This window comes from Jeotgalibaca sp. MA1X17-3 (assembly GCF_021513155.1).
GTDB lineage: Bacteria > Bacillota > Bacilli > Lactobacillales > Aerococcaceae > Jeotgalibaca.
Genome location: NZ_CP090983.1, coordinates 99,786 through 125,477, shown reverse-complemented (window position 1 = coordinate 125,477; position 25,692 = coordinate 99,786). Strand labels below are relative to the sequence as shown.

23 protein-coding genes, 3 tRNA genes and 1 pseudogene are annotated in these 25,692 nt (G+C 34.6%); 22 read left to right on the top strand and 5 right to left on the bottom strand.

The features are described from left to right. Positions 1 to 75 precede the first annotated feature (75 nt). From LZ578_RS00580 to pyrR, 3 genes are all read right to left on the bottom strand, one after another. Positions 76 to 1,356 carry a dihydroorotase gene (locus LZ578_RS00580; protein ID WP_235145478.1) on the bottom strand — a complete coding sequence of 427 codons (1,281 nt, stop codon included), beginning with the start codon at positions 1,354 to 1,356 and terminating at the stop codon, positions 76 to 78. Then, the gene (locus LZ578_RS00575) at positions 1,353 to 2,246 is read right to left on the bottom strand and encodes an aspartate carbamoyltransferase catalytic subunit (RefSeq protein ID WP_235145477.1); all 894 of its coding nucleotides are present in this window, start codon (positions 2,244 to 2,246) and stop codon (positions 1,353 to 1,355) included. Before LZ578_RS00575 ends, LZ578_RS00580 begins: the two co-directional genes overlap by 4 nt. A gap of 113 nt (positions 2,247 to 2,359) precedes the next feature. Next, entirely contained in the window at positions 2,360 to 2,866 is a 507-nt protein-coding gene (pyrR, locus tag LZ578_RS00570) for a bifunctional pyr operon transcriptional regulator/uracil phosphoribosyltransferase PyrR (RefSeq protein ID WP_235145476.1), read from the bottom strand. Between the two features lie 350 nt (positions 2,867 to 3,216). Between pyrR and LZ578_RS00565 the strand changes: the two genes are divergently transcribed. Then, a complete protein-coding gene (locus tag LZ578_RS00565) occupies positions 3,217 to 3,843 on the top strand; it encodes a TVP38/TMEM64 family protein (RefSeq protein WP_235145475.1) in 627 nt (208 codons plus the stop codon). 59 nt (positions 3,844 to 3,902) lie between these two features. Here LZ578_RS00565 and LZ578_RS00560 read toward each other — a convergent pair whose 3' ends face one another. Further along, positions 3,903 to 4,490 carry an ECF transporter S component gene (locus tag LZ578_RS00560; protein ID WP_235145474.1) on the bottom strand — a complete coding sequence of 196 codons (588 nt, stop codon included), beginning with the start codon at positions 4,488 to 4,490 and terminating at the stop codon, positions 3,903 to 3,905. A 202-nt stretch (positions 4,491 to 4,692) separates the two neighbouring features. On the opposite strand from LZ578_RS00560, the gene LZ578_RS00555 reads away from it, so the two are divergent. The 12 genes and pseudogenes from LZ578_RS00555 (at position 4,693) to LZ578_RS00495 (ending at position 15,679) form a co-directional block, all read left to right on the top strand. Then, positions 4,693 to 4,977, top strand: coding sequence for a phasin family protein (locus tag LZ578_RS00555; protein WP_235145473.1), 285 nt, complete (start codon positions 4,693 to 4,695; stop codon positions 4,975 to 4,977). 21 nt (positions 4,978 to 4,998) lie between these two features. Then, entirely contained in the window at positions 4,999 to 6,588 is a 1,590-nt protein-coding gene (locus LZ578_RS00550; protein ID WP_235145472.1) for an AarF/ABC1/UbiB kinase family protein, read from the top strand. A 100-nt stretch (positions 6,589 to 6,688) separates the two neighbouring features. Further along, a tRNA-Tyr gene (locus LZ578_RS00545) sits at positions 6,689 to 6,769 on the top strand. Between the two features lie 43 nt (positions 6,770 to 6,812). Next, positions 6,813 to 6,885 (top strand) — tRNA-His (locus LZ578_RS00540). A 20-nt stretch (positions 6,886 to 6,905) separates the two neighbouring features. Then, positions 6,906 to 6,977 (top strand) — tRNA-Gln (locus LZ578_RS00535). Between the two features lie 78 nt (positions 6,978 to 7,055). Next, positions 7,056 to 7,696: pseudogene (locus LZ578_RS00530) on the top strand (FMN-dependent NADH-azoreductase). A 156-nt stretch (positions 7,697 to 7,852) separates the two neighbouring features. After that, positions 7,853 to 8,905, top strand: a complete 1,053-nt coding sequence (locus LZ578_RS00520) for an inorganic phosphate transporter (RefSeq protein WP_235145469.1) — start codon at positions 7,853 to 7,855, stop codon at positions 8,903 to 8,905. A gap of 12 nt (positions 8,906 to 8,917) precedes the next feature. Beyond that, positions 8,918 to 9,547 carry a DUF47 domain-containing protein gene (locus LZ578_RS00515; protein ID WP_235145468.1) on the top strand — a complete coding sequence of 210 codons (630 nt, stop codon included), beginning with the start codon at positions 8,918 to 8,920 and terminating at the stop codon, positions 9,545 to 9,547. Positions 9,548 to 9,716: 169 nt separating this feature from the next. After that, positions 9,717 to 10,559: a diadenylate cyclase CdaA gene (cdaA, locus tag LZ578_RS00510; protein ID WP_235145467.1), complete on the top strand. Its 843-nt coding sequence runs from the start codon at positions 9,717 to 9,719 to the stop codon at positions 10,557 to 10,559. After that, the gene (locus LZ578_RS00505) at positions 10,556 to 11,533 is read left to right on the top strand and encodes a YbbR-like domain-containing protein (RefSeq protein ID WP_235145466.1); all 978 of its coding nucleotides are present in this window, start codon (positions 10,556 to 10,558) and stop codon (positions 11,531 to 11,533) included. Before cdaA ends, LZ578_RS00505 begins: the two co-directional genes overlap by 4 nt. 130 nt (positions 11,534 to 11,663) lie before the next feature. Next, the gene (gene glmM / locus LZ578_RS00500; protein ID WP_235145465.1) at positions 11,664 to 13,019 is read left to right on the top strand and encodes a phosphoglucosamine mutase; all 1,356 of its coding nucleotides are present in this window, start codon (positions 11,664 to 11,666) and stop codon (positions 13,017 to 13,019) included. 671 nt (positions 13,020 to 13,690) lie between these two features. After that, entirely contained in the window at positions 13,691 to 15,679 is a 1,989-nt protein-coding gene (locus LZ578_RS00495) for a hypothetical protein (protein ID WP_235145464.1), read from the top strand. A 192-nt stretch (positions 15,680 to 15,871) separates the two neighbouring features. Here LZ578_RS00495 and LZ578_RS00490 read toward each other — a convergent pair whose 3' ends face one another. Continuing rightward, positions 15,872 to 16,624 carry an IclR family transcriptional regulator gene (locus tag LZ578_RS00490; protein ID WP_235145463.1) on the bottom strand — a complete coding sequence of 251 codons (753 nt, stop codon included), beginning with the start codon at positions 16,622 to 16,624 and terminating at the stop codon, positions 15,872 to 15,874. Between the two features lie 609 nt (positions 16,625 to 17,233). Here LZ578_RS00490 and LZ578_RS00485 point away from each other — a divergent pair. The 9 genes from LZ578_RS00485 to LZ578_RS00445 all read left to right on the top strand — a co-directional run bounded on the left by LZ578_RS00485 (position 17,234) and on the right by LZ578_RS00445 (position 25,640). Next, complete coding sequence (locus LZ578_RS00485; protein ID WP_235145462.1) at positions 17,234 to 19,216, top strand: DUF4962 domain-containing protein; 1,983 nt, start codon at positions 17,234 to 17,236, stop codon at positions 19,214 to 19,216. After that, complete coding sequence (locus tag LZ578_RS00480) at positions 19,216 to 19,770, top strand: hypothetical protein (protein WP_235145461.1); 555 nt, start codon at positions 19,216 to 19,218, stop codon at positions 19,768 to 19,770. Before LZ578_RS00485 ends, LZ578_RS00480 begins: the two co-directional genes overlap by 1 nt. Continuing rightward, on the top strand, positions 19,770 to 20,717 hold the full coding sequence (locus LZ578_RS00475; RefSeq protein WP_235145460.1) for a sugar ABC transporter permease: 948 nt from the start codon (positions 19,770 to 19,772) through the stop codon (positions 20,715 to 20,717). The genes LZ578_RS00480 and LZ578_RS00475 overlap by 1 nt, the downstream gene beginning before the upstream one ends. Before the next feature lie 15 nt (positions 20,718 to 20,732). After that, entirely contained in the window at positions 20,733 to 21,596 is an 864-nt protein-coding gene (locus LZ578_RS00470) for a carbohydrate ABC transporter permease (RefSeq protein WP_235145459.1), read from the top strand. A gap of 61 nt (positions 21,597 to 21,657) precedes the next feature. Then, positions 21,658 to 23,646: a hypothetical protein gene (locus tag LZ578_RS00465; protein WP_235145458.1), complete on the top strand. Its 1,989-nt coding sequence runs from the start codon at positions 21,658 to 21,660 to the stop codon at positions 23,644 to 23,646. Positions 23,647 to 23,844: 198 nt separating this feature from the next. After that, positions 23,845 to 24,318: a hypothetical protein gene (locus tag LZ578_RS00460; protein ID WP_235145457.1), complete on the top strand. Its 474-nt coding sequence runs from the start codon at positions 23,845 to 23,847 to the stop codon at positions 24,316 to 24,318. Next, a complete protein-coding gene (locus LZ578_RS00455; protein WP_235145456.1) occupies positions 24,315 to 24,725 on the top strand; it encodes a hypothetical protein in 411 nt (136 codons plus the stop codon). The genes LZ578_RS00460 and LZ578_RS00455 overlap by 4 nt, the downstream gene beginning before the upstream one ends. 17 nt (positions 24,726 to 24,742) lie before the next feature. Next, complete coding sequence (locus LZ578_RS00450) at positions 24,743 to 25,177, top strand: hypothetical protein (protein ID WP_235145455.1); 435 nt, start codon at positions 24,743 to 24,745, stop codon at positions 25,175 to 25,177. Beyond that, on the top strand, positions 25,158 to 25,640 hold the full coding sequence (locus LZ578_RS00445) for a hypothetical protein (RefSeq protein WP_235145454.1): 483 nt from the start codon (positions 25,158 to 25,160) through the stop codon (positions 25,638 to 25,640). The genes LZ578_RS00450 and LZ578_RS00445 overlap by 20 nt, the downstream gene beginning before the upstream one ends. The last annotated feature ends 52 nt before the right edge of the window (positions 25,641 to 25,692 follow it).

Below are 25,692 nucleotides of genomic sequence, written 5' to 3'. Positions count from 1 at the left end.
GAAACCATATTTCCAGTTAAAATTATTTCGTAGATGTTATGAGCGATCTCCTTATTTGAAACGACTTTCAGTAATTCAACTTGCATGATGTTCCTCCTCTTTTTTTTGCCAAACGATGATACCATTGCAGAGTGTTAAGTCACACATACCGAAAACTTTTGTTCCATTAAAAGGAGTATTGGAAGACTTTGATAAGTAGTCTTTTTCATGAATTTGATAAGTTGTATCTAAATCAAAAACAGCTATATCTGCAATACTTCCGACTGTTAATGTTGCTGCCGGGAGATTAAATAGTTCAGAAGGAAGAGTTGTCATTCGGGCGATTAGAAATTCTAAAGTCATAATACCAGTCTTTACAAAGTGGGAATAAAGTAAGGCGAAGGATGTTTCAATACCAACAATTCCAAAAGGTGAATTCATGAATCCACCAGATTTTTCTTCTTTAGTATGGGGAGCGTGGTCGGTAGCGATAAAGTCAATGGTTCCGTCTAACAGACCTTCGATTAGTGCTTGTTGGTCTTCTTCCGCTCGCAAAGGTGGATTCATTTTGTAAGTAGCGTCATCCTTTAAAATAGCCATCTCATTTAAAATTAAATGATGAGGGGTTACTTCTGCGGTTACCTTTACACCTAAGCTTTTACCATGGCGGATTGCTGCTACCGATTCCTTTGAGGAAACATGACACACATGATAATGAACACCGGTTTCTTTAGCTAGTAAAATATCTCGAGCTATTTGTGAACTCTCAACAATTCCCATGATACCAGGCAGCCCCAGCTCTTTATTTCGAATCCCATCATGCATCACACCACCGTACAGGAGGCTATCGTCTTCAGTATGAGCGACAATCGGTTTTCCTAAGCGTGCTGCTTCTTTCATTGCTTCATACATCACACCGGCTGTTTGTATGCCAACACCATCATTAGTATAGGCGAAGGCATTAATAGCCATCATATCAACTAGTTTGTTTGAGCGTAATCCCTTGGTAATGGGAGCATAGTGGTGGATGTGAATGACAGCATCTTTTTTTATTAAGGCTTCTAACTGTGAAAATTTTTCAGGAGTATCCGATATAGGATTGGTATTAGGCATAGCACAAACGGTTGTAAAACCACCTCGTGCTGCTGCTCTTGATCCTGAAGCAATGGTTTCCTTATCAGTAAAGCCTGGTTCTCTAAAGTGGACATGAATGTCGACCAATCCTGGCGTAATTAGCTTTCCCTTTAGATCGATTTCCCTATCACCACTCAAATGATCACCTATTTCTGAAATAATCCCATTCTCTATAGCTAAATCGATGGTCTCTGTCTGATTACCAGTAATAATACGTTTGCCGTTTTTTAAAATTAATTTCATTGATATCGTCCTTCCAAAACCCATTCTAGAATAGCGATTCGTGCATAAACTCCATTGCTCATTTGCTCTACAATTCTACTTTTTTTGCACTCAACAAGCTGGCTAGCTAACTCAACGTCCCGGTTTACCGGTGCTGGATGCATAATAATAGCGTGGTCTTTCATAGTACGGTAACGTTTCCGTGTTAAACCAGAACGTTCATGATAAGCGTTTTTTGAAAATTGTTCTTGTTCTTCAGTGTCATGTCGCTCTAATTGAACGCGTAACATCATTACAACATCAGCTTCTTTTACCGCATCATCAACGGTCATCCATGTTCCATATTGTTCAAAATTTGTATCGAAGTAATCCATCGGTCCAGCGAAGATAACATGAGCACCCAATTGATTGAGTAATGTCATATTACTCATCGCCACTCGTGAATGGATAATGTCACCGATAATAGCGATTTTCAAACCTTCGAAATAACCAAACTCTTCATAAATTGTCATGATATCGAGTAAAGATTGAGAAGGGTGCTGACCACTCCCGCTACCTCCATTTACAATCTTGATTTTTAAGTTAACGAGTTGGTCCATATAGTTGCGATCTTGATGTCGAATAACAGCTACATCAACCCCTAAGGCCTGCATCGTTAAGACGGAGTCATACAAACTCTCTCCTTTAGCTACGGAAGAACTACCAACATCAAAATTAAATTGTTGCATTCCAATTTTATGTTCAGCCATTTCAAAGCTATGTTTAGTACGTGTGCTATTTTCAAAAAACATATTTACAATGGTTGCATTACTCTTGAAGATGTCTTTACCTGTTTTAAAGGCGATTGCTCGGTCTAACAAGTGCATGACTTCCTCGTTTGTAAACTGTTCGACAGAAAAAAAATTTCTCATTATATCCCTCCGTATAAAAAAAGGTACGCTTCTTCAGAGAAGAAGCGCACCTAAATAGATGGTCTCGCTTCTGAATCTCTCGGACTCAATTAAAGTGATAACATTTCAAAAAATTATTCAATTATGACGGCATCCTCACCATCAACCTCAACTACATGGACGTTCACACACTCTTTTTTTGAAGTGGGGATATTCTTACCAATATAATCTGGACGAATCGGTAGCTCTCGGTGACCGCGATCAACTAAGACAGCTAAGGAAATTTCTAAGGGTCTACCCAAGTCGACGCATGCATCCATAGCTGCTCGAATGGAGCGACCAGTAAAGAGAACGTCATCGACTAAAACAACTTTTTTACCTAGCAGTGTCTGAGCATCATCTGTAATAGTTAGTTTTTCTTTTACATCATCTCGATAAGCTTTAATATTTAAGTTAGTGACCTCTACTGGCCCTTCTATTTCAGTTATTTTCTTGGCGATGCGGTGTGCGAGATAAACGCCACGTGTCTCAATGCCAACTAAAATAACATTCTCAATCCCTTTATTACGTTCAATAATTTCATAGGACAAACGAGTTAGTGCACGCATCATTTCCATTTCATTCATGATAACCTTTGGCATCTTTTTTCCTCCTAAAAAAAGACCTCTTCTTTTTGGCATGCAAAAGAAGAGGTCAACATAAACTGCTGATTGAGTTTGAAAGAAACTCACCTTCTTCGTCTCACAGGACGGTTAGTTAAAGGATTCTATTTAAGATGATTATACGGTAGTTAATTTTAATTGCAAGGATTCATTTAAAAAAAGATATCGGGGTCTTCTCTTATTCACAACTAGGTCAGTAAAAATTGTTAGTTATTAAATTAAAAAAATATGTTTTTTATTTTAAAAGATCGTTCTTTCGTTGTAGAGTATTTACTAGAAAATTAGGTATAATAGAGTTATAAAAACAGTGGAAGAGGTGGGCAATGAGAATGGATCATAAATCTAATCATTGGATCCACTTAAATAGAAAGATGATTCGTATTTTAACAGTAGGTGGTTTGCTGCTTACTCTGTTCCTAGCTATATATATCTATCTGATGGGCTATAACGAAGTAATGGACCAGATTCGGGTTGGTTTAGTTGGTATGGGTATATGGGGACCATTTTTATTTGTTATTCTTCAACTAACTATGGTCGTTTATCCAGTCATCCCAGGTGGTATCACTTTAGTAGTTGGACAAATAATTTTTGGTCCTTTAATGGGATTTATCTATAGTTTTATAGCCGTAAGTGGAGGTTCTATTTTAAATTTTTATTTAGCTAGAAAATTTGGAAAAACTCTTGTGCGTGCTTTTGTAGAGGAAGAAACCTATCAAAAATATTATGTTTGGCTTACGAAAGGAAAGCGATTTGAATATTTTTTAGCAACTGCATTTGCTTTACCTGGATTTCCGGATGATTTTTTATGTATGATTGCAGGATTAACAAGAATGACTTTAAAAAGATTTATGTTGATTTACCTTATTTTTAAACCAATCACTCTCTATTTATATGGAGCTGGTGGAGCTACACTCACAAATTGGTTTATCCAACACTTTTTTCCTTTTGGTTATTAAGTTGAAAGGGAATAAAAAAACTATTTCGCAGGATTCTATCATCCATGCGAAATAGTTTTTTATTTGCGCTTCACTTTCATAAGTGCACGGGAGAGAAGAGGTGCTAAGAAACCGGCAGCAATTGCTTCTGCAACACCGTTTGTTGCGACGATAGCTGCTAACGCTCTCATCAGATTGGTTGGGCTTACTCCTAATGCCGTAGAATATTCATTGCCATAGAATAATGCGATAAATCCTAAGACAAGGATGGTATTTGTCAGTGAGCCTAAAATACCGCCAACTATCATACCAAGAGACTCTTTGTTTCTTTTGCGAAACATTTGAATAGTAAAACCAGCAACAAGTCCTACTAATATACGAGGTACAACGGATATCATTGGATTAGTGAAGAGCAATAAATCAAGTGGTGAAGCTGGAAGAGTATACGCTTTGATCAATCGGACTATTCCCCAAACGCTTCCAATAATCATTCCTTCTTTTGTGCCTAATACAAAAGCGGCTACAATAACGGTAATATGAATAATGGTTGGATTAAGTGGTGGGATAGGGATATATCCTAAAAAGGGTACAAAATTTTGTAAAATGATAATAGCTGTGAGAATTCCTAAAATGGCAATTCGATAAGTTTTATTTCTTGTTTGTTTCATAATCATACTCCTTTTGTATGAACGGTCATTCCATATGTTTCATAACATGTTAGATGGATACTTATCATTTTAACAGAATTCAGTAAGAAAGTGCATCTTAAAATGGAACATAACTGAAATCTTTCTCGATTTGAGTTAATATATAGGCAAGGAGCAATGGAGTTGTTGAAATGCGATAAGAAGAGAAAGGAAGAGGATAAAAATGGAAGAGTTGAAAAAAATATTTTTAGCTGGTGTAGGTCTGACTTCTACTTCGATTGAAAAAGCAGAAAAACTGATTGAGGAAATGGTAGAAAAAGGACGTGTGACTGTCAAAGAAGGCAAAGAGATGCAAGAAGAATTGACTCGCAAAGTTACTGATTCACGTCCAGTAAGAAAAGCAGAAATGGATGAGATGGGATATGCTTCTAAACAAGAAATGGAAGCATTGGATGAAAAATTAGATACATTGAACCGAAAGTTAGATGCTTTGTTGGAAAAAGAATAAGATAAAGAAGGGAGAAAGGAAATGGCAAACGACAAACGATTACGAGAAATAGTACGGGTCTTGTCAGCATACGGGATCCAGTTCGTTTATAACCATAAAATCCAACATAAAAAGGATACAGAATTAGATGACGCAGCTAATTTACGGAAAGCCTTTGAAAAGTTGGGTCCCAGTTTTATTAAAATTGGACAAATCCTTTCTACTCGTCTTGATATTCTACCGCAAGCATTTATTGATGAATTAGCTCATCTTCAAGACAAAGCTCCAGAATTCCCATTTTCAGAAGTAGAACGTATCTTTTTTGAAGATACAGGAATGACACTGGAAAAAGTTTTTTTAAAAATTGAAGAAAAACCTTTAGCAAGTGCTTCGATTGCTCAAGTCCATAAAGGAATATTGCGTACGGGTGATGAAGTTATCTTAAAAGTACAACGTCCAATTATTGATGAATTATTAATTCGAGACTTAGATATTTTGATTGATTTGAGTGGGCGGATCCCTGGAGGAATTATCGATGTCATCGATCCAAAAGAAGCATTTGAACAAGTAAAAGAAAATACTTTGATAGAATTAGATTTTCGAAATGAAGCTCGTTTACTAAATGAATTTAAGGAACTTAATCAAGAAGTTGCCTATGTAGGCGTGCCTAAAGTCTATCAAGGTTTAACAAGAAGACGAATTCTCGTTGAAGAGTATATTGAAGGTATAAAAATAACGAATGATGAACAACTGGAATTGCTAGGATACGATATGGAAGATATTAGTAAGAAGCTTATGATGTCTTACTTGAAACAAATTTTTAATGATGGTTTTTTCCACGGGGATCCTCATCCAGGAAATTTTATTATCAAAGAAGGTAAAATATATTTTATTGACTTTGGGATTATGGGCAGGCTTTCGGAAGATAAGAAAGCTTCTCTAAATCAATTGATTGAAAGTCTTGCTACCCGTGACATCGATTTACTTGTCCAAGTGTGTTTGGATTTAGCTACTCCTACAGAACGATTAGATAAGCGAAAACTATATGATGACTTGAATCATATGTTTGATATTTATTTATCAGCAGATATGAAAAATATTCGTATGACAGAATTTATAACTGACTTTATCCGAATGTTTAAGCGCCACAACTTGATTGTTCCGAGTGAATTAACGATTCTAGCAAAAGCTTTATCTATTTTAGAAGGAGTATTCCAAGATCTTTCGCCAGACTTAAACCTCATTCGTACTGCAAAAGGATATTTAGGAGAACATTTATCTTGGAAAAATGTTCTACAACAATTCAGTAAAGAGAAACTAACATTGAAAAGTTATACTTTTTTAAAAGATTCTGTTGAATTACCTGGAAATATGGTGAAACTATTAAAGCAAACCTTGAATGGTCGAACTCGTTTAAAAATTGATATGGATGATTTGGATGAAAAGTGGATTGACCTCAAGAAAATGTTTAATAGAGTCGTCATGTCTTTAATCATTGTGGGATTACTACTATCCTCAGCAATCATGTCTTCCTCACCGGGAGGACAATATTTAGGACAAGCTGGTTTTGTGGTTTCTGGTTTGTTTGGAATTTGGCTATTAATTTCTATTTACCGATCGGGAAATTTATAGCTAAATTTAAAAATGAGAAAATCATTAGAGTTTATTTGTCTTGTTGAAATAAAAAAGAGCTTGTTTTACAATAGATAAGTCCGAATATAGTAGGACTTATGGAGGGGTAGCGAAGTGGCTAAACGCGGCGGACTGTAAATCCGCTCCCTCGGGTTCGGCAGTTCGAATCTGCCCCCCTCCATTTATTTTATTTATCTCTAAGGATGAATGGAATGAAAAATATGGCGGTTGTGGCGAAGTGGTTAACGCACCGGATTGTGGTTCCGGCACGCGTGGGTTCGATCCCCATCAGCCGCCTTTTTCATTTTTATTATTATTGGGGTATAGCCAAGTGGTAAGGCAACGGACTTTGACTCCGTTATTCGTTGGTTCGAACCCAGCTACCCCAGTCATTAGAAACCATTAAGACGTTGTCTTAATGGTTTTTTTTGAATGGATATATAAAAAAGCTCTAATAGGAGGGTATTATGAACGTATTAATGATAAAAGCAAATGATCGAAATGCTTCAGAAAGCATTTCCAGTAAGATGTACGAGACATTTCTCGAAGAAATTCAAAAAAATGAAGAAATCAATATAAATACCTATGATATTTTTGAAGAGGATATGCCTTATATTGGTCAAGATTTATTTAGTGCAATGGGAAAACTGGCTTTGGGTGAAAGTTTAAATGAAAAGGAAACAATTTTAATGGCTGCCAAACAAAAGGCGATGGATGCTTTTACAAATGCAGATGTAATTGTCATTGCCTTTCCTTTATGGAATTTAACGATTCCAGCACGGCTCCAAACTTTTATGGATTATGTATTTTCAGCAGGATTTACCTTTAAGTATGATGAGAACGGTAAAATGGTTCAATTAATGCCAGAAAAAAAGTTGTTTTGTTGAATGCTCGTGGTGGAATTTACTCTACTGTTGAAACAGCATCTATGGATATGGCAGTAAATTATTTACATAATGTTTTTGCAGGAATTTTTGGTATGGAAATATTGGCTGAAATAGTAATTGAAGGACACAACGCCATGCCTCATCAATCAGCTGAAATTATTGAGGAAGGGCTAAAGAAAGTTACACTTGCTGCCCAAATGATTGCTTCTAAAGAAAAATAAATTTTTGTACAGTTTGGTTGAATCCAAACTGTATTTTTTTAATTGATTTTTACATTTGAGATGTCTTTTTCAACGTAGTGGGGTAAAATGAATAGAAGAACTCACAAAGAAACCGATCTCATTTAAATTCACTTATGTAAAGAAAGAGGAGATATTATGACTATCCATTTGGGAGATTTTTTACAAAGCATTGTTGAAATTCCTACTCTTTTAATTATTGTTATCTTAACGCTTGGAGTTATTCTTGTGAATGGCTGGACAGATGCACCGAATGCTATCGCTACTATGGTTTCTACACGTTCTATGTCAGCAAAAAAATCAATTATTTTAGCAGCGGTATTTAATTTTTTAGGTGTTTTTATTATGACATCAATTAATGCTACCGTAGCCCAAACCATTGCGAATATGGTAGATTTTGGTGGAGATCCACATGATTCAATTATTGCTTTGTGTGCTGCATTGTTTGCGATTGTATTATGGGCGACCGCTGCTTGGTACTTTGGAATTCCTACGAGTGAAAGTCATGCACTTATTGCAGGAATATCAGGTGCTGCTATTGCATTGCAAGGAGGAATTGGTGGAATCAATCCTTCTGAATGGATCAAGGTAATTTATGGAATAGTTTTCTCGACCCTATTAGGTTTTGGACTAGGTTTTTTATTTACAAAAATGAATCAAATCTTTTTTAGAAGAATTCCACGTCAAAAATCAAATAACTTTTTTAAAAATGGTCAAATAGCTGCGGGAGCTGGGATGGCCTTTATGCATGGGGCACAAGATGGCCAAAAGTTTATGGGGATTTTTATGTTAGGTATTTTTTTAGGACAAGGACAAGGAAGTGTCTCAAATTTTATCATTCCCGTATGGATGATGATTCTTTGTTCAGTAGTAATGGCAATAGGGACTTCAATTGGTGGTTATAAGATTATAAAAACAGTTGGTATGGATATGGTAAAAATGGAAAAATATCAGGGATTTAGTGCAGACATGGCTGGGGCTGTGAGTTTGCTAGTCTCTTCTATATTTGGCTTACCTGTAAGCACTACACACACTAAAACAACTGCTATTATGGGTGTAGGGGCTGCAAACCGTCTTTCAAGTATTAACTGGTCAACCGTGAAAGATATGGTCTGGGCATGGGTACTTACCTTCCCTGGATGTGGCTTAGTAGGATATCTAATGGCCTTATTATTTATGAAAATCTTTTAGGAAGGTGATTATATGTTTAAGAGAAGAAAAGAAGAATATAACTATTTTAGTGCTTTTGAAGAAATATCACTCCTTATTATAGATGCTGCGGACTTCCTGTCAGAAAATATCAAAGATTATCAGTTACAAGCTTTAGAAGGAAAACTAAAAGAAATTCATAAAATAGAACAAGAAGCTGATGAAAAGAAACATCATATGATGAGTTATTTGTACCAAGATTTTCTTCCGCCTATTGAGAGGGAAGATATTATTCAATTATCACATGGGATGGATACTGTATTAGACAATATAGAAGATGTTCTCATCCGTATGGATATGTATCAAGCGAAAGTAATTAAACCTGAAATGTTGGAGTTTATGGACATTGTAGAGAAGGCCTCTCATAAATTATCTGAAATGATAAAAGAATTAAAGGACTTCAAAAAATCAAAACAACTATTATCGATTGCAGTTGAAATCAATCAATTGGAAGAACAAGCAGATGTGATTTATCAAAAAGCAACGAAAAGTCTTTTTATAGATCAAGAAGACTTATTTGAAAGTTTCGTTTACTCAAAAATTTATGATGCATTTGAGAAAAGTTGCGATTCCTTTGAAGATGTTGCAAATATTGTAGAGTCGATCATATTGAAAAACACGTAAATTTCTTATAAAGAGTCATAACAGCGAAGGGTAAGACCTTTTAAACAGTCTTACTTTCTTTGCTTTTTTTATAAAAAAGACAAATTAATAAAAAGTGCTTGTCAAAAAGACATCTATCAGAAACCTTATGATATAATAGAAAAGAATTGAAAGAGAAAGGGGCAGCCTTGTGACATTTAATATTGAAAATTTAATCAGTTGGCAGAACGCTTTCTTCCTTTTAGATATCATTCTCGTATGGTATCTTGTTTATCGGTTAATCATTATCCTAAAAGGTACACGGGCAATCCAACTCTTAAAAGGTGTTTTAATTATTGTGTTAATTAAACTTGCGGCCGTGCTTTTACAGTTACAAACCATTGACTGGATTATCAATCAAGTTATTCGCTGGGGAGTAGTAGCCGTTATCATTGTTTTTCAGCCTGAAATTAGGAGAGGCCTAGAACATTTAGGAAAAGCTGGTTTTCGCAACCGAACGAAACGTAAGGTACGAAAAGGGGAGGCTTTTGTACAAGAAGTAGATAAGGCCGTACAATATATGGCTCGAAGAAAAATTGGAGCACTAATTTCTGTAGAAATTCGAGATTCTCTTGATGATGTTGCACATACGGGTGTTCCTATTCATGGAGATATTACCAATCAATTATTGATTAATATCTTTATTCCGAATACTCCGCTACATGATGGTGCTGTAGTTATTCAAAACTTTAAGATTACAGCGGCAGCTAGTTATCTGCCTTTATCAGAGAATCCTATGATTTCTAAAGAGTTAGGAACTCGTCACCGTGCAGCAATCGGTTTGAGTGAAGGAACAGATGCTTTGACCATTATTGTTTCCGAAGAAACAGGTGGGATAAGTATTGCTCACCATAATAAACTCTATCGGGAAATGAATAGGGAAGATTTTGTAAACTATTTGACTGATGAATTTGTAGCAGAGGAAGAAGAGGAAACTAAATCGAATTTACTCCAAGAATTTTTTGACAATTTGAAATGGGGGAATTCTGAATGAAGAAAAAAGAAGAAAACCTTTTTGAAAATACATGGATGATTCGGATTATTGCACTTTTAATTGCTTTACTACTATTTGGATATGTTTATTCAGAGAATTATGGACTAACTACAACAAACAGAAATGATGCAATTAGTACGAATAGAAATGAAACTATTTCGAATCTTCCAATCCAAATTAATATGGATACTAGTCAGTACTTTCTTTCAGGACTTCCTGAGACAGTTGTATTGACATTATCGGGACCAGAGAGTGTTCTCGTTCAAACGTTGTCTGCTGGAGATTATAATATTGTTACGGAAGATTTAAATCTTTTAGGGCCAGGTAGACATACGATTCAACTACGAGCCGAAAATATATCGGAAAATCTTTCTTATCAATTAACACCTTCTCGTGTAAATGTCGAAATTGAAGAAAAAGTAACAATTGAAAGTCCTGTACAAGTAATTTTTGACTCTTCTACTGTAGATGAGGAATTTATCGCTGGTGAACCGAAATTGAGTAAAAGTACTGTAATCATAACCGGTCCTAGTTCTACCATTGAAAGGATTGATCGGATCTATGTAAAAGTAGCACCGAACTCACTTTTAAATAGTGATATTAATGTCAACTCGGTCATACAAGTCGAAGATAGTAATAAAAACAAATTAAATGTGACGATTGAACCACAAGAAATAAATATTCAGATTCCTATAGAACCATATAAAAAGACAGTCCCGTTGATCGCAAAACAAAAAGGTACACCTGAAACTGGAAAGACCTATGAATTTGATATTTTAGATGAAGGTGATGTTACAATTAATGGAAACCGTAATCTTTTAGCAGATATTGATGAAGTAGAGGTAGAGGTTGATGTAACAGGGATTAAAACAGATACGATTGTTACGTTACCAATTCAACTACCGTTTACAGCAAATTCATTGAGTCCAAAAGAAGTACAAGTAAATGTTAAAGTAAAAACTACTGTAAATTAACCAGAAAAAACAGGAAACCGAGTGGTCAAAAAGCTCGACAATTCTTATTAATGCCTTGAAAAAACAGAATGAGAATAATTAAATAAATAGAAATAGATTAATTATTCGATATGAAGGAGACAATTTAAAAATGGGTAAGTATTTTGGAACAGATGGAGTAAGAGGACTGGCAAATAGTGAATTAACACCAGAACTAGCTTTCAAATTAGGACGTTATGGTGGATATGTACTCCGTCAACATTCAAAGGACACAGAAAGAGCACTTGTATTAGTAGCTCGCGATACACGTATATCAGGTCAGTTATTGGAACATGCCTTGATATCAGGATTATTATCCGTTGGGATAGAAGTTTTACAATTGGGAATATTGACAACACCTGGAGTATCCTACTTGACCCGTGTACAAGGCGCAATCGCTGGTATTATGATTTCTGCATCTCACAACCCTGCAGAAGATAATGGAATTAAATTTTTTGGTGCAGATGGGTTTAAATTATCTGATGAGCAAGAGTTAGAAATTGAAGCATATTTGGATCAAGAAGAAAATCATTTACCAAGACCTTCTGCAGAAGGATTAGGTGTAGTGGATGAATATCCCGAAGGAATGCTAAAGTATAGCCAATATTTACAAACAACCATACCAGACGATTTATCAGGTGTGACTGTTTGTTTAGATGGTGCCAATGGTGCAGCATCACCAATTGTAAATCGTTTGTTTGCTGATTTAGAAACAGACTTCTATACAATGGGTGTAAAACCAAATGGTTTAAATATTAATGATGGAGTTGGCTCTACTCATCCTGAAAAACTTGCTGCATTTGTCGTTGAAAAAGGTGCGGATATTGGTTTAGCCTTTGATGGAGATGGCGACCGTTGTATCGCAGTGGATGAAAATGGGGAAATCATCGATGGTGATAAAATCATGTTCATTTGTGGGAAATATTTAAAATCAAAGAATGAATTAAACCATAATACGATTGTATCAACCGTTATGAGTAATCTTGGATTTCATAAAGCAGTAGAAGAAGAAGGTATGACTGCTTTAAAAACGGCAGTTGGTGACCGATATGTAGTGGAAGAAATGCGTAAAAATGGATATAATTTTGGTGGCGAACAATCTGGTCATATTGTATTCTTAGACATGAATACAACGGGCGATGGTCTTTTAACTGGAATTCAATTAATGAATGTTATGAAAAATACTGGTAAAAAGCTTTCTGAACTTGCTGCTGAAGTAACTATTTATCCACAAGAATTAGTGAATATCCGTGTATCCGATAAGAACGGCGTTATGGAGATTCCTGCTGTAAAAGCAATTATGGATGAAGTTGAAGAAGAAATGGCAGGAAATGGTCGTATTTTAGTACGACCAAGTGGAACGGAACCCTTGCTACGTGTTATGGCGGAAGCTGAAACAGATGAAAAAACACATGACTATGTGACACGTATCGCAGATGTTGTGCGAAATGAAATTGGCATAGACTAGTTTTAAATGAGAAAAGACTTACATACGTTTCGGTAAATATACGGACCCCAAAAATTGAACTTTTTAGGAGAGAAGAAATTCTCTCCTTTTTTATTTATATTTTTTAAAGTTTACTAGGAACGTACAGTGACTCTTAAACCATAGAAAAGTAGAAGCCAACTCTGCATTTGATAGTGGGAACCTATGTAGACTAATCTCTTAAAATATGATGAGTGCGATATTTTATAGGCTGATCCACTTCAAAATTTCAAAAAAATTCTCTATTGAGAATAATCTATACAATTAAAAAATAGTCAAAAAAAGAGTGGACAAAGTAATAGTAGTATATTAGTATATAGATACGCGGAACAGTTCCGCAGATACGTAATCCATGCGGAGTTCATACTACAATAAAGGAGTGGTTATTTCTGAATAATTATTTTTAGATTCAATATTCACTAGTTTAGAATAGTATTTACTAAACTAAAAACAGAAAGTATAGCACTTAATGTAAGGGCTTTCTATTCTTGAGTGATTTGAAATTTATATAATTAATCAGCTAATATGTGGAAAAGAATACGGATTATTGTCTATGGGTACACAATTGGTGAAAGAGTATATTAATTGTGAAAAACTTAGCAAAAGTGTTTCGATCAGGTCAACTATTTAAACATAAAAAGAGGAGGATTAACATGATTAATAAAAAAAGTATTACACTATTATCAACAATGTTATTGATGGCAGGTTGTAGTGGTGGATTAAATACAAATGGTTCAGAAGAATCAACTGTAGATAAAGGAACCACAGAGTCTACACCTGTTGTTAACAAAGATATTGAATACGCTTCAAATTTAAATATAAGCTATGCAGTTGGTAACAATCAACGTACGCTGACTTATAACCAATCAACCCCATTAACAATGGCAGATGGTAATGTTATTTCAACTGGAGATTTGAAACCTACTTGGCAATATATTCAAGATAAGATGGGTTTTACTCTTAAAGATGTCACCGTACAAAATCAAACGGCTGAAGAAATGATTGAAATTGCTTCTGCAACAGGATTTAAAAATGCAGCGATTTATGGTGGAGCTAATGGCGACGCATATATGGAATATGGAAGCAAAGGATACTTTGTAGATTTAAACGAAAAGATGGATCAACTACCAAATTTTAGTGAATATTTAAAAGAAAGACCAGCAATTGCAGATGCAATTACGGCTTTTGACGGTGGGATTTACTATATTCCTTACGTAGCTGAAATAGATAACTATGCTCGTGTATTTAATGGACGTGAAACATGGGTGATGACTATTCTTGATAACAAAGAGTTATTAGAAAATGAAACAGCGACATTACCAACTGCTTATGAGGGGTATTGGGATCGAAATAAAACGAATGTAGTTGCTTTACAAAATGAGAAAGCAGCAAGTGGTGAGTTATCTCGAGATGACGCTTTAGATACATTATTGTCTTATATTAAAGAGACTTATCCAGAATTAGAGAAACCATCTGACTTATTTTTAGGAACAGAAGCTCAATATGATGTAGATGAACTAGTTGCATTATGGCGTGTGATGAAGTTATCACCCAATACATTATCCAAAGCAAGTACTGGTGAAGTGGTGGATGGATCAATCATTTATCCGTTTTTTGTGAGAGACTCCAAAAACCGTCAAGACTATTTACGTTTAATTACCTATTTTGGTGGCCAGAGGATTTTTGGTGCCGATACACAACAATCTAACTTTGTTTTAAATGAAGATGGTGAATTAGTGTTCTCTTTTACCGAAGAGGGTAACATTGAAGGTTTGGAGTATTTAAACGAATTATATTCTGAAGGACTCATTCACTCAGAATTTGCAGATTTAAATAATAAGGATGCTTTCCGCAATATGTTCTATGGACAAGATGATTATGAAGCACAAAAACAATTTGGCTTTATGACGATTGACTGGATTTCATCGACAACAGCACTAAATGAAGATGTAACTGCACTTTTGCCACCATTAACTACTCTAGGTTCTGATGATGAAATGATTCATTTCATGGAAAACACTCGTACAATCAAACCAGAAGGTTGGGCAGTTTCTTCTAAAGTAAGTGATGAAGAAATTAATGCTGCTTTGAAAGTAATGGATTATTTCTTTAGTGAAGAAGGAAATCAAGTTCAGAACTATGGAACTCCAGATATGCTTGTTGAAGGAGAAATGTACACAGGTCCAAACGGTGTTGAATATCCAAAATATGACGAATGGACATTTGATATTGTAGATGAATTAAAAGATGGTGATATCTCAGCATTCTTACGTGACTTTGTTGGATCTCAAATGCCACTAGGGTATCAAAAAGAAATAGGTTTCGAATATCAATATACAGTTAATCAAGGATACAAGTCTTGGGAAACATATCAAGAAGCAGAGGTTATTACACCTAGCTATGGAGCTGAAAAACCGCTCTTGAAACTAACACCAACAGTTTTCTCACTAAACGAACAAGAGCAAGCAAAATTGGATACCACTTCTATTGGAGAGACTGAAGCAGATCAAATGTATCTATTCATAACCGGTTCTCCAAATGGTCCACAAAATACTGATGAGATCAAAGCTCTTTATGATAAGGGAGGAATTGATACATATACAAGTATTTATCAAGCAGCATATGAAAGAATGACCAAATAAAAACAAATAAAACTATATAGATCATTGAAGGATGAGCCGCTTCTTTAGTATTGGATTTAAAAAGCCAACACTAAAGAGGTAGCTTATATTTTATATATTTATTTTATTAATCACATAAGAACGACGTTATGAAATAGTAGGAACACAAAAAAGAACAGTGACTATACGTTAGTTATAGTCTACTGTTCTTTTTTATTGAAACCGACCTGTATATCCCATTTTTTGGGAAATAATTTTAGCTTTTTCTTTAATTAAATTGACTTCATATTCGATATCACGATTATCATCCACTAATCCACTAATACTAATAGCAGTGGTAACAGTTCCGTCTATATCAAAAATAGGTGCTCCTACGCAGAAAAGACGGGAGTCGTTCTCGCGGTCATCAACCGCATAGCCCTGTAAGCGAATCTTCGCTAATTCGTCTCGTAATTCTTGAGGATCTATTATGGAGAATTCAGTTTTCTTAAGTAAGTTTCGATTAAGTATGTCTTCAGCTAATTGGTCATTATACGCCATAATTGCTTTACCTAGAGAGGTAGTGTGTAAAGAAGTTTGGCTACCAATGGAACATGTTGAGCTAACGATTTCATCAGGTTCACTCTTATAGATGTAAGTTAATTTTTCATTAACTGATCGACCAAAAAAGACAGTTTTATTCAATGTGCTTGATAGACTATCTATAATGGGTACTGCTTTTTCTAAAATGTTTGTGTTATTAATATATCGCTGACCAATCAGAAATGATTTGATTCCCACACCGTATACTTTACTTTTCTCATCTAATAGCTCCAGCATCTCTGTGTGAACTAATGCTCTGACAATATCATTGACACTAGAGATTGGCGCACCTAATTCTTGTGCTATTTCAGATAACGTAACACCTTTGTCATGTTTAGAAACAATATCCAAAATGTAGCTAGTTCTTAATGCTGCATTACTCATAGCCATTCTTCTTCTTACATCCCTTCAATGGTTAACCTATTTTTTAATAAAAATTATTGGTAAAGTATTTATTTTGTTTACCCTTACAATCTTCCGTATATACAAAAATGTATAAACTTTTTTTTCTATCTTATCATAGGTTTATTTAAATAGATAGGATAATGACTTGCAAATATTAATTTTAAATATGTTTATTACGAAATAATCATTTGAGTAAGGAGCATATGTATATACAAGATGCTGATCAGTGGGATACGTAGCATGAAGAGTTCATCGTTTCCATCTATCAAGAAATAAAAAAGTGTATAGACAAGTAGATTTTTTAAAAACTTAAATTATAAAAAGTGATTCTATTCAAATTCTCATAATTTTAATATTTTACACAAAAAAACTTTTTCACAAGTAGATAAGGTCTATAGAATCAATCCTTATAACTGAAATTAAGAATTTGATTGTAGATTGTGAACCCTAAAAAAATTTTTTTAAATATAAAAGACAAAATGGACTGGACAAAGGACAATAGATATACTAATATATAGATACGCGAAAGAGTTTCGTAAATGCGTAAGGCTTACGGAAGTTGATATTACAACAAAGGAGTTGTTATTTTTGAAAAAATATCTTTTTTTAGATCAGGATATCCACCAATTAAGAAAGGATATCTATACATCTAAGAAAAAGTTTTATAAAAGGTTGGCAGAACAATGTAAGGGCTATCTAAGCGCAGAGCTGCCAGAGGAGCATCCTCAAAAAAGTACTACTTACTATGGTATGGCAATTGCAAACTTATCACTCATGTATATTTTAACAGAACAAGAAGAATATCTCGAGGGTGCAAAACGTTGGATGTTAGCAGTCTCAAAATATCCACACTGGGGGAATGCCCATCTAGTAGATGTAGACTTATCAGCTGCTTGGATTCTTTTTGGATTAAGTATTGGATATGACTGGTTGAAAGATGACCTTTCAATAGAAGACTCTACATTAATAAAAGAAAAATTATTATTACAAGGTAATAGAATGTACGATTACAAAGTAAAAACAGAAGGAAAAGGTTGGTCCACTAATTATTGGCAAAATCATAATTGGATTAACCTAAATGGATTAGCTACTGCTGGATATGCTTTAGTTGAAGAAAACCCTAATTGTCAAGCGTGGATAGACTCAGCTAAAGATAACTTTGAAATTGTCTTTGAAGGCTTGCCGGAAGATGGAAGCTCTTACGAAGGAGTAGTCTACTGGCGTTATGGAGCGATGTGGTTATTTATTTATGGCCACTTGCTAAAAGAACGTGAAGGAATTGATTACTTCAAAGAATCTGGATTTTTAAAGAATACATTTGATTACCGTTTATACCAAGCAGCTCCAAATTTAGCAGAACAAATTCCTTTCGGTGATTGTCACGATCGCAACAGTGGACATTCAACGGCTATTTACTACAAGGTTGCAGCAGAATATGGAAATCCTTACGCACAGTATATGGGAGATGAAGTGGTAGATCACCTACTATATGAAGAAGCTTACAAGTCACAAGTTAAGCCAGGAATTTTACCAGAATCTTTCTTTGAATTAATCTTCTATGATCCAAAGGTAGAGAAAAAGGACTTTAAGGATTTACCATTAGTAAAAAAATTCGACGACTTAGGTTTAGTAGTCATTCGAGATTCATGGGAAAGAGATGCAACTCATTTCTCATTTAAATGTAGCCCTCCAGGGGGAGCAAAGCAGTGGGAACGCCTATGGAAGTTGAAAGAAGAAAAAGGGTATAACTCTTTTGGATTATCTCATCATCACCCAGATAACAACTCCTTTATTATGCATGCGAATGGAGAGTTTTTAGCAATAGATGAAGGGTATAACCGAAAATCAAAACTAGCTACTCATAACGGAGTATTAGTTGATGACGTTGGTTATCATGATGAAGGACAAAAGAACGTCTACAGTGAGTATTCTCAAGACATGGTCGGAAAATTGGAAGCGTTTGTCGATGAAAAAGAATTTGTTTATGTAGTTGGTGAAACGGCCAAAACATACCAAAAAGATCTAGAGATGCAAAAAGCAAAACGCCATATAATTTACCTTAAAGATGGTGTATTCATTATGATAGACGAACTAGCAAGTAGTAAAGAGCATACTTATTCTTGGTTGTTGCATACAGATACAAAAGCGAAAATAAGTCATCAAACTGAGAATAGTCAATTGTTGTCTTATAAAAATGCTGAAAGTAGCTTAGAAGTATATCAGTGGTCTAAACAACCAGCAACAACGACCCAAACGGATACTTATGTTAAAGAAGTAATGACAACCCAAGAACCAGATAATTATCGTGATATTACAATGAGAACTCTTGCATATAAAACAGAAACTCTTCAAAAAAATGGTCTTTTTATTTCTGTTTTCTGTCCGTTCTCTACTAATGAATCAAATCCGTTCAAAGTAACGATTAGTGAAAGTAATCAAGATATTAAGGTTCAAGTAGAAGGGGAAACTTCTAAATATGCTCTAGATTTACAGACAGATGATAAAGGGCAAATTACAATGGAGTTGGAAGTAAATAATCCTCAAGGACAACTACGAAAGGTATTGAGATAATGAAACGAATTCATGCTGATTATCGAACAATTGATTTGTTGATCCTTTCAATTTTAGCGATTGCTTGTGAGGTTACCAGTACAGTCTTACATCAGCGTTTTATTAATTCGGGATTTTACATGAGTTTTTCGTATTTAATTGTATTAATTGCTTTGATTAGATGGAAAGAAAGTGGAGTGGTCGTTAGTTTAGCACTCACGCTTCCTCTGATCTACTATTCACAGAATATTACAGTAGGATTGATTATTTATTATATCTTGACAAGTGGAAGTGTTATCGTCATTCCGTTTATCATGGAGAAAATAAAAAAAGTGATGAAACAAGAAGGATACATTTCGTATGGAATTGTATTTTACCTGGTAACATTACTTGCCAGAGGAATATTTAGTTTCTTAGTAGGATTATCCCCTATTGTAGCTATTCAGCAAACGATGTTGCAATTGAATTTTAGTGTATTAATTTCATGTTTAGTTTTACTTTTATTAAAAAATACAGAAGGACTCTTAGTTAATTTGGCTGATCATTATAAAATTGGCAAAGAGGTGGTGAAGTGATGGTTAAAGAACAGTCATGGAAAAGAAGATGGAGTTTAGTTAAAAAAGATTGGCGATTGTATGTTTTACTTTTGCCATTGGTCATTTGGTTCCTCATGTGGGCATACAAACCAATGGGTGGGCTACTCATCGCATTTAAGAATTATGATGCGGGTCTTGGAATTTTAAATAGTGATTTCGTAGGATTTTCAAACTTTAAAACATTAATGTTTGGGACCTATTCAGACCAATTTTGGTCAGCGTTTAGAAATACTTTTGTAATCAGTTTATACGGAATTGTTTTTGGTTTCCCAATTCCCATTTTCTTAGCGTTATTCATGAGTGAAATTAGACACAAAACGTATAGTAATGTGATGCAGACATTCTCGTATCTCCCTCACTTTTTATCAGAGGTAACAATTACTGGTTTAGTGATTACACTCGTTTATAACGGAGAAGTAAATACTGGAGTAATCGCAGAGTTATTAATTAACTTAGGCCTTATTTCAGAAAATACAAACTTGATTCAAGAAGCTAGTTATTTTAGACCACTATACATATTAACAGGAATTTGGAAAGAAGCAGGTTATAGTTCCATTGTTTATTTCGCAGCCATCATGGGGATTTCTCCTACATTATATGAAGCGTTAAAAGTAGATGGCGGTAATAAACTACAAGAAATTCGTTATGTGACGTTCCCTGGAATGGCTCCTACCTTAATCATTATGATTATTTTGAGAATTGGTACGATTCTAACAGTTGGTTACGAACGAATCATCTTACTATATAACGCCAATACATATTCTACCGCCGATGTGCTAAGTACTTTTGTTTATCGAGTTGGATTGGAAAGAGGAAACCAAGCATTAGGAGCTTCTGCAGATTTATTTAATGCAATTATTGCTTTCGCTTTGGTTATCGGAGCCAACTATATTAGTAGACAAGTATCAGAAACATCATTGTGGTAGTAGAAGGGACAAGTTATGGATCGATTAAATAGAAGTGAAAAAATATTTAGAGTACTTTCTTATATATTGGTAGGGGCTTTTGGCATCATGGCACTTTATCCAGTGGTCTATGCCTTCTCTGCTTCGATCAGTGGGAAGATGGCTTACGAATCGGGACAAGTTAGATTGTTCCCGAAAGATATTAATTTTTCAGTATATCAATTGTTATATGAAGATAAAGGTTTCTGGATTTCTTACATAAACACTCTCTTTTATACATTCTTTGGAACCGCTTGGAGTATGTTTATCTCTGTTACAGGGGCATACGCTCTATCTAAGAAAAAGTTATTATTCAGAAGACAGTTTAACTTCTTTGTAGTATTTACGATGTGGTTTACAGCAGGAATGATTCCTCAGTATTTAAACTATGTAAATATTGGAGTAGATAATCGTTGGGGAATTGTTGTTGCATTTGGAATACAAGCGTATAACATTATTTTATTGAGAAATACGTTTGAAGCAGTACCTTTAGAAATTGAAGAAGCGGCTACTGTTGACGGTGTAAAAGAATTTCAGCTGTTAACAAAAATATTTATTCCCATGTCCAAGGCCGGAATTGCTACCGTTACACTTTTCTACGCGACAAGTCGTTGGAATGGGTACTTCTGGGCACGAATTCTTTTAACAGATTCTAAAGAATTACCTGTTCAAGTGTACATGAGAATTTTAGTTGAAAACTATCAATCGATGTTTGATGATATGCCGGTAAACTTAGCTTATGCAGCAGATTCTTATGTGTATGCAATATTAGTTTGTTCGATTATTCCAGTATTACTAATTTATCCACACATTCAGAAATACTTTGCGAAGGGTGTAAACCTGGGAGGCGTCAAAGGATAAAAGGACTTTGAGTTAAAATGTAGAAATAAAAAAGACAAACAGAAACTGAGGAGGACAAAAATTGATTAATAAAAAAAGTATCACATTACTGTCAACCATGTTATTAATGGCAGGATGTAGTGGTGGATTGGATACAAATGGTTCAAAAGATTCAACAGTAGATAAAGGGTCTACAGAATCTACGCCGGTATCGAATGAAGATCTTGAGTACGCTTCTAATTTAAATATTAGTTACGCAGTAGGTAATAATCAACGTACATTGACTTATAACCAATCAACTCCACTAACAATGCCAGATGGTGATGTGGTTTCAACAGGAGACTTAAAACCAACATGGCAGTATATTCAAGATCAAATGGAATTTACGATTAAAGATGTTACCGTTCAAAACCAAACAGCTGAAGAAATGATTGAAATTGCTTCTGCTACAGGATTTAATAATGCAGCAATCTATGGTGGAGCTAAAGGTGATGCATTTATGCAGTACGGTGCAAAAGGTTATTTCGTAGACTTGAATGAAAAAATGGGTCAACTTCCAAACTTTAGTAAATATCTAGAAGAAAATCCAACAATTGCAGATGCCATTACTGCTTATGATGGTGGAATCTATTACATTCCTTACGTAGCTGAGATAGACAATTACGCTCGTGTTCTTCATGGTCGTGAAACTTGGGTTACAGCACTAGTTGATAGTAAAGATCAATTAGAAGAAGAAACAGCAACTTTATCTACTAGCTATAATGGATATTGGGATCGAAATAAAACAAATGTAGTTGATTTGCAAAATGAAAAAGCAGCAAGTGGAGAACTATCTCGAGATGACGCATTGGATACATTGTTATCTTATATAGAAGAAACATATCCTGAATTAGAAAAACCTTCTGATTTATTCTTAGGATCAGAAGCACAATATGATATGGATGAGCTAGTTGCACTATGGCGCGTGATGAAGTTATCACCAAATACCTTGTCTAAAGTAAGTACAGGTGAAGTAGTAAATGGAGCAATTATATCTCCATACTTTGTAAGAGACTCTAAAAACCGTCAAGATTACTTGCGTTTAATTTCATATTTTGGTGGACAACGAGTATACGGTAGTGACTCACAAGATTCGAAGTTTTATCTGAACGAAGATGGAGAGTTAACGTTCTCTCATAACGAAGATAAAATGGTAGAAGGCTATGAATATTTAAGTCAATTATATTCGGAAGGATTAGTTCACTCAGAATTTGCTGATTTAAATAACAAGGACAGTTTCCGTAATATTTTCTACGCACAAGATGACTATGATGATCAAAAACAATTTGGATTTATGACGTATGACTGGATTGCTTCAACAACAGCAGCGAACGAAGATGTTACTGCGATTCTACCCCCATTGACTACTCTAGGTTCAGACGATGAAATGATTCATTTCATTGAAAATACTCGTACAATTAAACCAGAGGGTTGGGCAGTTTCTTCTAAAGTAAGTGAAGAAGAAATCAATGCAGCTTTAAAATTAATGGATTACATGTTTAGTGAAGAAGGAAGCGTTGTTCAGAACTACGGTACTCCTGAAATGCTTGCTGAAGGAGAAACATTTACTGGTCCAGACGGAATCGACTATCCAAAATTTGGTGAGTGGATTTTCGAAACAGCAGATGAATTAAAAGATGGTGACATATCAGCATTCCTACGTGATTTTGTCGGATCTCTAATGCCATTAGGTTACCAAAAAGAAATTGGTTTTGAGTATCAGTATACCGTAAATAAAGGTGACGAATCTTGGGCAACTTATCAAGAGGCAGAAGTTATCACACCGAGCTACGGAGCAGATAAACCATTATTGCAATTAGTACCAACTGTTTTCTCTCTAAATGAACAAGAGCAAGCAAAATTGGATACAACTTCTATTGGTGAAACTGAAACAGACCAAACATATCTATTCATAACAGGTTCTGCAAATGGTCCACAAGAAGCGAAAGAAATTCAAGATCTATATTCTAAAGGTGGAATTGATACATATACAAGTATTTATCAATCTGCTTATGAAAGAATGACTGAATAAGAATAAGTAAAATTTAATAAAAATTGATACATATACAAGTGACAATGTCCACAGATAATCATGTTTGTAAGCTACAAAAGTTACAAACATGAGACTGTGAACATAAAATAAATACATATTATGAAATGTCATATGAATAAGTAAGTAGTAAGGAGAGAAGCTATGAATTTGGCAAAAGAAAGCTTGCCGCGAAAAATAATGTCACCAGTCTGGTTTTTGGTTGTAGTAGGCGTTATTTACTTTATCTATTCACTAGGTTTTATGACAGGATTCTATGATTATTTTTATGCTGGCACAAACGAAACCTATACGTTTTATAAAGAATTGCAAGTTGTTAATCACTTTATTTTTAGTACTTCACTAGTGATTATAGTGACTACAGGTTTTTGTTTACTTACTGGTATTGATCATAAAAGTCGTAACTGGTTATGGATAGGTGCTCTAAGTGCCGTGGCTATTTATCTAATTACAAGAGTTGTAACATTAATACAAACGATGCCATATTTCACTGATTGGCATAAAACATTGGATATAGGTACATTAGATACACGTCAAGATCCAACGGTTATGTTGCAATTAACATATATTATACCTGCAGTAGCAGTTGTTTTGATTGCGGTCATTGCTTGGAATAATTTTCGTAAACCAGCTAAAGAGGAGGCAATCGTATGAAAAAATCAGATGTTTATTATGAGGACAACGATTCAGCATATTCATTAATGATGCTTTTCATAGCTTTAAATGCTTTTGTCTCTTTATTTACATTAAACCATATGCGAGTTAGCTATGTAGTTGGTGTTTATGTATTACTAACCATTGCTATTTCTCTATTTAGTTTCTTAATAGCTGTTCGTTTAAGACTTTATCAAAAAAGTGGAATGGTAATGTGTGCTGCATTGTTGGCTGTTCAGTTGATTCGATGTTTCCTTTTACCAGAAGTTTCTAAATATTCTTTACTGATGCTGATATTGATGGTAATAAGTGTTGGTATATTAGGGTTAAGCTTATTGATTACCATCAAAAGTTCTCAGGATCGAGATAAATATATTGAGAAAAAATTAGCTGAGTATTATGCGTAAAGATTGGAGCAATTCAAATGATTGAATCAAAGTTATTTCACATCGTTAAATATATTATGATAGGTGTTGCTATTTTGGAGCTAGCCTTATCACAGGTTCACATTGAAGCGATTACGTTAATGTTTATTAGAGAAATCGGATTCTTTTTGTTCCTTTTCATCTTTGCTAGTTTAATTATGATAGCTATTTTAACTTCATTTAATGAATGGAGTACATCGAACGCCTTGACAACTTTACTCGCAGGGTTAGCTGCAGGTGGATCTGGTTTATATACAATCTTTTTGATTCTAAATGCTAGACAATCAGCTAGAGCAGTACCATTTGAGAATATTTCTACTTCTTTTATTCTGTTAGTAGTTGGTGTAAGTGTATTCTTGATAGGGACTGTGATTCTATTGATAACAGCTCAAAGAGATCATAAAGGTGAGATACATGGTAAAAAAACTATTTAATAAAATTGTTACCCCAAAAAACATTTCAAGGTTTATTCAATTTTGGGCTGCAGGTGCTATTTATTTCTTAGTTGCCTGGGGAACTAATATAGGTAGGACAGGATTAATCGATTTGGTTTTCTTTTTAGGTTTAGGAATTGGGATTATAGAGATGTTTGTTTTAAAACCAATTCTAGCTGAAATCAATGATGAGAAGCCTGCTTCTAGTTACATGGATAAAACCATTCTGCAAAAAAGTAAGGAACGACTGATTTACATTTTTAAAGCAATGTTTACTGTTGCTCTTGTAATGTTTACTTATTTTGTTATAAACAATCTATTACAGCGATTGTTATCTCTGCCTAGTGGTACAGCTGTTCTTTTAGGAGAGCCATTTCTCTTTGGCTTCTTGTATATGGTTTATGCCAGAACAATCGTAAAAGTTCAAATGAAAAGCAGGCTTAAAAGGAGTGTTGTATCTTAATGGATTTCTTTAGTACAAGTAAATTAGCGACTGCTCTAGAGGAGAAACCTCA

Bases quoted from the DNA above. Each gene is read 5' to 3' on its own strand.
- LZ578_RS00460 (WP_235145457.1), top strand. From the start codon at position 23,845: ATGTCACCAGTCTGGTTTTTGGTTGTAGTAGGCGTTATTTACTTTATC.
- pyrR (WP_235145476.1), bottom strand. From the start codon at position 2,866: ATGCCAAAGGTTATCATGAATGAAATGGAAATGATGCGTGCACTAACT.
- LZ578_RS00555 (WP_235145473.1), top strand. From the start codon at position 4,693: ATGGAAGAGTTGAAAAAAATATTTTTAGCTGGTGTAGGTCTGACTTCT.
- LZ578_RS00450 (WP_235145455.1), top strand. From the start codon at position 24,743: ATGATTGAATCAAAGTTATTTCACATCGTTAAATATATTATGATAGGT.
- LZ578_RS00550 (WP_235145472.1), top strand. From the start codon at position 4,999: ATGGCAAACGACAAACGATTACGAGAAATAGTACGGGTCTTGTCAGCA.
- LZ578_RS00495 (WP_235145464.1), top strand. From the start codon at position 13,691: ATGATTAATAAAAAAAGTATTACACTATTATCAACAATGTTATTGATG.
- LZ578_RS00505 (WP_235145466.1), top strand. From the start codon at position 10,556: ATGAAGAAAAAAGAAGAAAACCTTTTTGAAAATACATGGATGATTCGG.
- LZ578_RS00515 (WP_235145468.1), top strand. From the start codon at position 8,918: ATGTTTAAGAGAAGAAAAGAAGAATATAACTATTTTAGTGCTTTTGAA.
- LZ578_RS00580 (WP_235145478.1), bottom strand. From the start codon at position 1,356: ATGAAATTAATTTTAAAAAACGGCAAACGTATTATTACTGGTAATCAG.
- LZ578_RS00455 (WP_235145456.1), top strand. From the start codon at position 24,315: ATGAAAAAATCAGATGTTTATTATGAGGACAACGATTCAGCATATTCA.
- LZ578_RS00560 (WP_235145474.1), bottom strand. From the start codon at position 4,490: ATGAAACAAACAAGAAATAAAACTTATCGAATTGCCATTTTAGGAATT.
- LZ578_RS00480 (WP_235145461.1), top strand. From the start codon at position 19,216: ATGAAACGAATTCATGCTGATTATCGAACAATTGATTTGTTGATCCTT.
- LZ578_RS00520 (WP_235145469.1), top strand. From the start codon at position 7,853: ATGACTATCCATTTGGGAGATTTTTTACAAAGCATTGTTGAAATTCCT.
- LZ578_RS00565 (WP_235145475.1), top strand. From the start codon at position 3,217: ATGGATCATAAATCTAATCATTGGATCCACTTAAATAGAAAGATGATT.
- glmM (WP_235145465.1), top strand. From the start codon at position 11,664: ATGGGTAAGTATTTTGGAACAGATGGAGTAAGAGGACTGGCAAATAGT.
- LZ578_RS00490 (WP_235145463.1), bottom strand. From the start codon at position 16,624: ATGAGTAATGCAGCATTAAGAACTAGCTACATTTTGGATATTGTTTCT.
- LZ578_RS00445 (WP_235145454.1), top strand. From the start codon at position 25,158: ATGGTAAAAAAACTATTTAATAAAATTGTTACCCCAAAAAACATTTCA.
- LZ578_RS00470 (WP_235145459.1), top strand. From the start codon at position 20,733: ATGGATCGATTAAATAGAAGTGAAAAAATATTTAGAGTACTTTCTTAT.
- LZ578_RS00475 (WP_235145460.1), top strand. From the start codon at position 19,770: ATGGTTAAAGAACAGTCATGGAAAAGAAGATGGAGTTTAGTTAAAAAA.
- LZ578_RS00575 (WP_235145477.1), bottom strand. From the start codon at position 2,246: ATGAGAAATTTTTTTTCTGTCGAACAGTTTACAAACGAGGAAGTCATG.